Origin of the sequence: Halorubrum tebenquichense DSM 14210 (assembly GCF_000337415.1) — an archaeon.
Taxonomy (GTDB): Archaea; Halobacteriota; Halobacteria; order Halobacteriales; family Haloferacaceae; genus Halorubrum; species Halorubrum tebenquichense.
On record NZ_AOJD01000006.1, the window covers coordinates 22,634 to 29,110 of the forward strand.

General features: G+C 58.8%; 8 protein-coding genes. 5 read left to right on the forward strand and 3 right to left on the reverse strand.

The features are described from left to right. Window positions 1–121 precede the first annotated feature (121 nt). The 5 genes from C472_RS00860 (at window position 122) to trpB (ending at window position 4,479) form a co-directional block, all read left to right on the forward strand. Complete coding sequence (locus tag C472_RS00860) at window positions 122–841, forward strand: CPBP family intramembrane glutamic endopeptidase (RefSeq protein WP_006627884.1); 720 nt, start codon at window positions 122–124, stop codon at window positions 839–841. A gap of 218 nt (window positions 842–1,059) precedes the next feature. Then, window positions 1,060–1,632, forward strand: a complete 573-nt coding sequence (locus tag C472_RS16735) for a hypothetical protein (RefSeq protein WP_006627885.1) — start codon at window positions 1,060–1,062, stop codon at window positions 1,630–1,632. 221 nt (window positions 1,633–1,853) lie between these two features. Further along, window positions 1,854–2,705 (forward strand): DUF6498-containing protein, encoded by an 852-nt coding sequence (locus C472_RS00865; protein WP_006627886.1) that lies wholly within the window; start codon window positions 1,854–1,856, stop codon window positions 2,703–2,705. A 147-nt stretch (window positions 2,706–2,852) separates the two neighbouring features. After that, complete coding sequence (locus tag C472_RS00870; protein ID WP_006627887.1) at window positions 2,853–3,242, forward strand: DUF5684 domain-containing protein; 390 nt, start codon at window positions 2,853–2,855, stop codon at window positions 3,240–3,242. A gap of 73 nt (window positions 3,243–3,315) precedes the next feature. Next, entirely contained in the window at window positions 3,316–4,479 is a 1,164-nt protein-coding gene (gene trpB / locus C472_RS00875) for a tryptophan synthase subunit beta (RefSeq protein WP_006627888.1), read from the forward strand. A 42-nt stretch (window positions 4,480–4,521) separates the two neighbouring features. Here trpB and C472_RS18085 read toward each other — a convergent pair whose 3' ends face one another. From C472_RS18085 to C472_RS00885, 3 genes are all read right to left on the reverse strand, one after another. Further along, on the reverse strand, window positions 4,522–5,025 hold the full coding sequence (locus C472_RS18085) for a GNAT family N-acetyltransferase (RefSeq protein WP_082238214.1): 504 nt from the start codon (window positions 5,023–5,025) through the stop codon (window positions 4,522–4,524). A gap of 379 nt (window positions 5,026–5,404) precedes the next feature. Then, entirely contained in the window at window positions 5,405–5,656 is a 252-nt protein-coding gene (locus tag C472_RS00880) for a hypothetical protein (RefSeq protein WP_006627890.1), read from the reverse strand. A 129-nt stretch (window positions 5,657–5,785) separates the two neighbouring features. Beyond that, a partial coding sequence (locus C472_RS00885; protein ID WP_006627891.1) for an amidohydrolase occupies window positions 5,786–6,477 on the reverse strand: 692 nt, incomplete at its 5' end.

Sequence of the window (6,477 nt, forward strand, 5' to 3'; positions counted from 1 at the left end):
CGCTGGACCCAGTACCGATACGAGACTCCGGACGGGGTGATAGACGGCCTCGTGAGCGCGTTGTTTCCCGAGGTGAAACGCTCAGACCCGTATTAATTGGCAGGCTCACCGTGAGCAAAGCATGGAAACGAAAGGCGACTCGTCCCACCGGATCCCGGCGTTATGGGATCGCTCTCAGACGGTCATCAGGGCCGCGATACTCGCAGGGTTAGGCGTCAGCTGTGCGTTCGCGTCGATCATCGTTATGTCCCCCATATATGCCGAGATTGCGACGATACGGGGTGGGTTTGGGAGTTTGCTGAGCAGTTACGCTGTACAGCCCGGGTTCGGGCTCGTTGCGCTCGGTTACGTTCGATGGCGTGGCGATTTCCACGTCATGGAACGGATTCAGAAGCCGTCAGCAGAGGGGATCGGGTGGGTCGTCGCGGGCATGGTGGGCTATCAACTGAGTGTGAACAGTATCACACGGCTGTTACCCGTGGTCGGTCTCAGTCACGGCGGCCACAGCGGCGGAGCATCGAAGTGGCGCGTCTTTCTTGAACAGCCAGAGCTCGCCGTTCCCGGGCTCGCGATCATGTTCCTCGTCATGGCACCGATGGAGGAACTCCTGTTCCGAGGAGTCATTCACGACACTCTCGAAGATGCGTTCGAAGCGCCCGGTCGCGTCGTCATCGGTGCCCTCCTGTTTGGGGGGATGCATTTCTTCCTCTCCGGAGGGCTTGTTTCAGTGATATTCACGCTCTGTGGCGGCCTTCTCTGGGGCACGGGATATGAGCGAACGAAGAATCTGAGCGTCCCGATGTTAGCACACGCCGGGTACTGGCTACTGCTCCCAGTGTGATCGAGTGTGACTCACCTGGTAGCAGATGCGGAATCTCTTCTCTTATCAGATACAAAGTAATTCTTGTGAATGCTTCTGAACTAGCGTCCGACAGCTATGGTCGGCAGAACGGGAGTCTACCGACAAGCTCATTTATTGAAAGATAAGTAGCAGACAGTTGCTCTCCGGGAAACAGCAAGTAAGGAACTTATGTGGGTCAGTCGTTCAGTACTCCCGTTGTGGACCCCTCCAGCGATACGGCGAATACAGCGCAGACTTCCCCAAACGAGCCAACCGGGCCAGCGTCTTCGTCACGCTCACGCACAGAGCGATTCGGTGCGTGGGTAGCCGCAAACGGTCTCTACGTTGAGACCGCTCTCGCAGTCATCGCGATCGGCGTTGGAATCGTATCCGTCCCGTTCGTCACGTTCGGAGTTTTCACCGCTATAGAGGGTGAGACGACAATTCTTACTGTCGGAAGCGTCATCGCAGCCGTCGCATTCGTTTCGCTCGGTACCCTATCGTCTCTGTTAGTTTTTCATGCTCGGGTCGAGGTCCGACGTCACGGGGTCTCGTTCACCGATAGTCGAGGAGTCATATCGACCGTCTACACGATGGCCCGGGCCGTTGAAACACTACTAGCAGTCACGGTTCTCACAAGCGTGCTTTCAGTCGTCGTTGCCGCAATCGCCGTCGGATCCGTTCCTGATCTGCTCCCGGCCCTCGTTGGGTTTTCTGCTGTCCTGTTGCCGGTAGTAGTGATTGCGCACGGGTGCGGCGCAACTGCCCGCTATGTGTTAGATCTAGAGTAGGTTGTGTTCGGAGCAGGCAGCTACTCAATTGAAAATATGGGCGCTCGATTCGCAGTCCCCGTCGACAGGCTGTTTCAGGCCGTAATAACTCTGAAGAATAGGGTTTCAACAAAGTCAGCAAAGCTGCTATCGTCACTTTCAACGTATAAACTGAAGATCCTACTACTAGGGCCGCCGAGCGGATTGAAATGAGAGACCGATTCAACAGAGACGATTGACCGATGGATCAGTTGCTCCCTCCACAACTGTCGGTTCCGGATGGACAGTTACTCTCTGTCGTCGTAGCCAGCACTGTTCCTGTCGCTGGGTTGCTGGTGTTCGGCACGTCGGCAGCAGCATTGGTAGTGTTCTACTGGCTCGAACTTAGCGTCTGTATGATCTGGGCCTTGGTCCGAGGCCTGTTCGCCGGCAAACTTCCAAGCGAGGAAACTGAACGCGAACCGTTCAGCAGCCACCACTGGACGACGTTCCGGTACGTTCTCCCCAGTGGGTTCTTCGAGGATGATGACGAGGACTCGACGTCTGACAGTGACAACTTGAGAAGTTGGCAGACAGCTGACGAGGGCTCGACTTCCGACGGGAGCAGCTGGAGAAGTTGGCAGATTCAAATTCCGAAAACCAACGTCGGCATCTATCTCGGAACGATACCCGGACTCGTTGTCGTTGTTTTCCTATTCGCTGTACTATGGGTTGGATTCGGCGGGGTGGTCGCTGGTCCTGTTGTTGCCGCGGCTGACATGGGCGACTATGCGACGTGGCCGCTCACCGGTGCCGGTATCGTCTTCCTGAGCGAGGGCGTAAAGACGGGCAGAGAGTATTTTTATGACGGCGGCTACCACGAGAAGTCCGTGTGGACGGCGGCCAGAGGAATATTTTACAAAGGGTTCGTCTTGGTCGGGGCCGGGTTACTTGTGTTTCTGTTAGTCTATGAATCGATAGCGGGTGATGGAACTAGCCTCGAGAGTGCGGCCAGTGGGCCGATCATTTTCACGGTTATCGGTCTCAAGTTCGTGATTGATCTCACAGGGTGTTATCTCGATAGCCTTGATCAGCCGCTTCGGGATCTACTATAATCTGAACCCTGTACCACCCGCTAAATTGGCTATCAAGTGTAAGTGATAGCTGAGAATACCCCAACAGAATACCGTCTTGAAGTCGGTGTTTCTGGCCGAGAAACCCTGACTTGACTAATTTAATACCCGGGCTAGACATTTCGATTGATGTTCCCAGTCGTGAAATCACTGGCTTCGTTACAGACCAACGGGAGCGGCAGCATCGAGTTGTTCGCTGTGTTGTTACTCACTATCGTGATCTCCGTCGGGTTCTGGAAAGTGTTTCAGAAGGCCGGTGAACCGGGATGGGCTGCCATTGTCCCGATATACAACCTATACGTCTTGGTCAGGGTAAGCGGAAACACATGGTTGTGGTTTGTGATGTTCTTTATTCCGATACTCAACTTCTTTGCCACAGTGAAAATAAGTATCAACGTCGCTGGTAAGTTCAACAGGGGGATCCTGTTCGGCCTCGGACTCGCGTTTCTGTCGTTTATATTCTATCCGGTTCTCGGATTTGGTGACTACCAGTACCAAGACGCTACACAGCTCAGCTGAGGATACCTCTTCGTTCGACGAAGTCCGATGCCGTGGCCATCGCGTTTTTGTTGTTTACTCGCAATAATCGGACATGGCGACGCCAGGTGAGTTCGGTGAGTTCGGTGGTCGACACGTCCCGGAGCCGCTTGAGGAACCACTCGATGAGTTGGCGGCGGCCTACGAGGCTGCCATTTCAGATCCGGAGTTCATGGCCGAGTTCCGCGATCTGCTGGAACACTTCGCGGGCCGGCCGACGCCGGTGTTCTACGCCGAGACACTGAGTGAACGGTACGACGCTGACATCTACCTCAAACACGAGGACTTGCTTCACGGTGGTGCCCACAAGCTCAACAACACGCTCGGCCAGGGACTGTTAGCCAAGCGAGCAGGGAAAGATCGCCTCATCGCCGAGACCGGTGCCGGTCAACACGGGACGGCGACGGCGATGGTTGGGGCGCTGCTGGATATGGACACGACCGTCTACATGGGGCGTCACGACATGCAGCGGCAGGAGATGAACGTGTTCCGAATGCGGTTGATGGGTGCCGACGTCGAGCCGGTCGACCGCGGTAATGAGGGCCTCGCCGAAGCGGTCGACGCCGCACTCGAAGACTTCGCTGAGAACGTTGACTCGACACACTACCTTGTTGGGAGTGTAGTCGGGCCCGATCCGTTCCCCCGGATGGTGCGTGAGTTCCAGTCGGTCATCGGGAAAGAGGCACGCGAACAGATCCAAGAGCTCCACGGCGATCTCCCCGATGCCTGCGTCGCCTGCGTCGGCGGTGGCTCGAATTCGATCGGGCTCTGGCACGCGTTCAAAGACGATGATGTCGCCTTCTACGGCGCTGAGCCGGGTGGCAAAGACGAGGCGAACCACTCCGCCCCGCTCTCTCGCACGGCACAAGATGAGCCACAGATCTTCCAGGGCATGAAGACGAAGACGATCGGTGAGGACACTCGCAACCACTCGGTCTCGGCGGGGCTTGACTATCCGGCAATTGGCCCGGAGCACGCCGCGCTCCAAGAGATGGGGCGTGCCGAGTATCACGCTGTCTCCGACGAGGAAGCGTTAGCTGCCTTCCGCGAACTGAGTGAAGCTGAAGGCATCATCCCGGCGCTGGAACCGGCTCACGCGCTCGCGCTCGCCGCGAAGCTCGCCGAAGCGGACCGCCACGACACCATCTTAGTCAACTTGTGTGGTCGTGGCGACAAAGACATGCAGACGGCCGCTGAACACTTCGACCTCGGCAACTAACCCTCGACCGCTTCGGTCCAGTAGTCAGCGGGTTCCCTCGGCTCACAACTGTTTTTCGTAGTGGACCAGCTTATACTCCCCAGCCGTGGATCGCTCCATCTCTTCGTATCCTTGGTCGGGATAAAACGAAAGTGCCGCCGACTGCCGCGTCGAGGTCGTTGCCAGTACAGATTCGAACCCAGCAGCTGTTGCTCGGCGCTCTAACTGTGTAATCAGTTCTCGGCCAACTCCTCGTCGTTGGAATGGCGGTGCGACGCGCATCCGGTGAAGTTCAGCCGCACCCGGTCGATCGCGTTCGTCAGCGTGACCGGCACCATTGGGAATGTATCCACCCATCGCGACGATTGTGCCATCATGCGTCGCTAAGGCGTCCAGTCCGCCCGTCTCAGACAGATTAATTTTCTCAGCCTCTTGTGAGCCCCCAGTCGCTACTGAGTCCGCAATACCAACGACAAATGCTCCTCCCGGGTCGATGTATGCTGTCTGGATCGACCGGAGGTCATCGGTTCCTGGGATGTCGCTCGGATCGACCCCTGTTTCGCGCATTGCCCACTGGTGAAGTTCCCATATCGCGCTGTCATCCGGTGGCTCGTACGAACGGAATCCCAACGTGTCAGATTCCACTGTTCTACCAGATATCGGACTGATTCACACATACGAATGTCGGTCTTAGCAGGTTCATCGGGGATTTGCCACCAAAGGAGACCCAACCCCAATAGAAGCTGTTGACGAGAAGTTGGCGGCTCAGGAAACAGTACTCTGTGACAGGTATGGAACGTCGAAACACGCGACAATTGATCTATACGAAATGACCCAAAACCTGGCTAAGAAACGACCAGCGCTACTGACATTCTCTGCTGTATTGAGCGGTTCTCGATGACTAGCGCGCGCATCCCGCCCGTTCGGTGACGCCCGACCGATCCGATTACGACAACTCGGAGAGCCGTCGCCGCGCGGCGGTCACCGCCTCCATCGCGTCGATCCACTCGCGGGGGTCGGTACACCAGATCCGGTCTCCTTCGACGCTCACGCAGAAGACGGATTCGCTGGAGGGCGAGAGCGTGACGCGGTCCACGTCGGGACGGTCGCCGAGGTACGCGTCGATGAGTCGTCGAGCGGTCTCCGCCTCCGATCGGAGCCGGTCGCCCGCGGCGTACTCGATGGCAATCTCCGTCATACCCCTGCGTTGGTCCTACACGATTAATAACTGCTGTTTTCTGGCAGCGATTGCGGCATTCGATGACGGTCGACATAACTGTCGACGAACGTCGAACACTCCGGCCGCCGAGCGCACCGGTGGTCGCGCTCAGCGGTCGTCGAACACGACCTCGCCGTCGACGACCGTCAGGGCGACGTCGATGTCCTCGACGGCGTCCGATTCTTCCCACGGCGACGCGTCGAGCGCGACGAGGTCGGCCCGCTTGCCCGACTCTATCGTGCCGAGGCGGTCCTCGTCGAAGCCGGCGTAGGCGGCACCGCTCGTGTACGCGCGCAGCGCCTCGGTGACGGTGAGTCGCTGCGCCGCCGCGGGCGCGTTGACGGCGTGATGGACGCCGACGAGCGGGTCCATCGGCATCCCGTCGGAGCCGAACGCGAGCCGGACCCCGGCGTCGAGCAGCTCGCGGTAGCGGTTCGTTCCGGCGGTGCGCTCCGCGCCGAGCCGGTCCTCGTACAGGCCGTCCTCGCCCGCCCACTTCAGGAAGTTCGGCTGGACGCTGGCGACGACGCCGGTCTCGGCGAGCCGCTCGATCGCCTCGTCGTCGGCCAGTTCGACGTGTTCGATCCGGTGGCGGGCCTCGCCCGGGTCCACCCGCGAGGCGTCCTCGTAGGCGTCGAGCACGGCCGCGATCGCCTCGTCGCCGATGGCGTGCGCGGTGAACTGGAAGCCGGCGTCGGTCGCGGCCGCCACCGTCTCGGTCAGTTCCTCGGGGTCGACGACCCACTGGCCGGTCTCGTCGGGGGCGTCCGCGTACGGCTCGGAGAGGCGGGCGGTCCGCC

What these genes read in the sequence shown, in the direction of transcription:
- C472_RS00860 (WP_006627884.1), top strand. Translation starts at nt 122, where the DNA reads ATGGAAACGAAAGGCGACTCGTCCCACCGGATCCCGGCGTTATGGGAT.
- C472_RS00865 (WP_006627886.1), top strand. Translation starts at nt 1,854, where the DNA reads ATGGATCAGTTGCTCCCTCCACAACTGTCGGTTCCGGATGGACAGTTA.
- C472_RS00870 (WP_006627887.1), top strand. Translation starts at nt 2,853, where the DNA reads ATGTTCCCAGTCGTGAAATCACTGGCTTCGTTACAGACCAACGGGAGC.
- trpB (WP_006627888.1), top strand. Translation starts at nt 3,316, where the DNA reads ATGGCGACGCCAGGTGAGTTCGGTGAGTTCGGTGGTCGACACGTCCCG.
- C472_RS18085 (WP_082238214.1), bottom strand. Translation starts at nt 5,025, where the DNA reads ATGCGCGAAACAGGGGTCGATCCGAGCGACATCCCAGGAACCGATGAC.
- C472_RS00880 (WP_006627890.1), bottom strand. Translation starts at nt 5,656, where the DNA reads ATGACGGAGATTGCCATCGAGTACGCCGCGGGCGACCGGCTCCGATCG.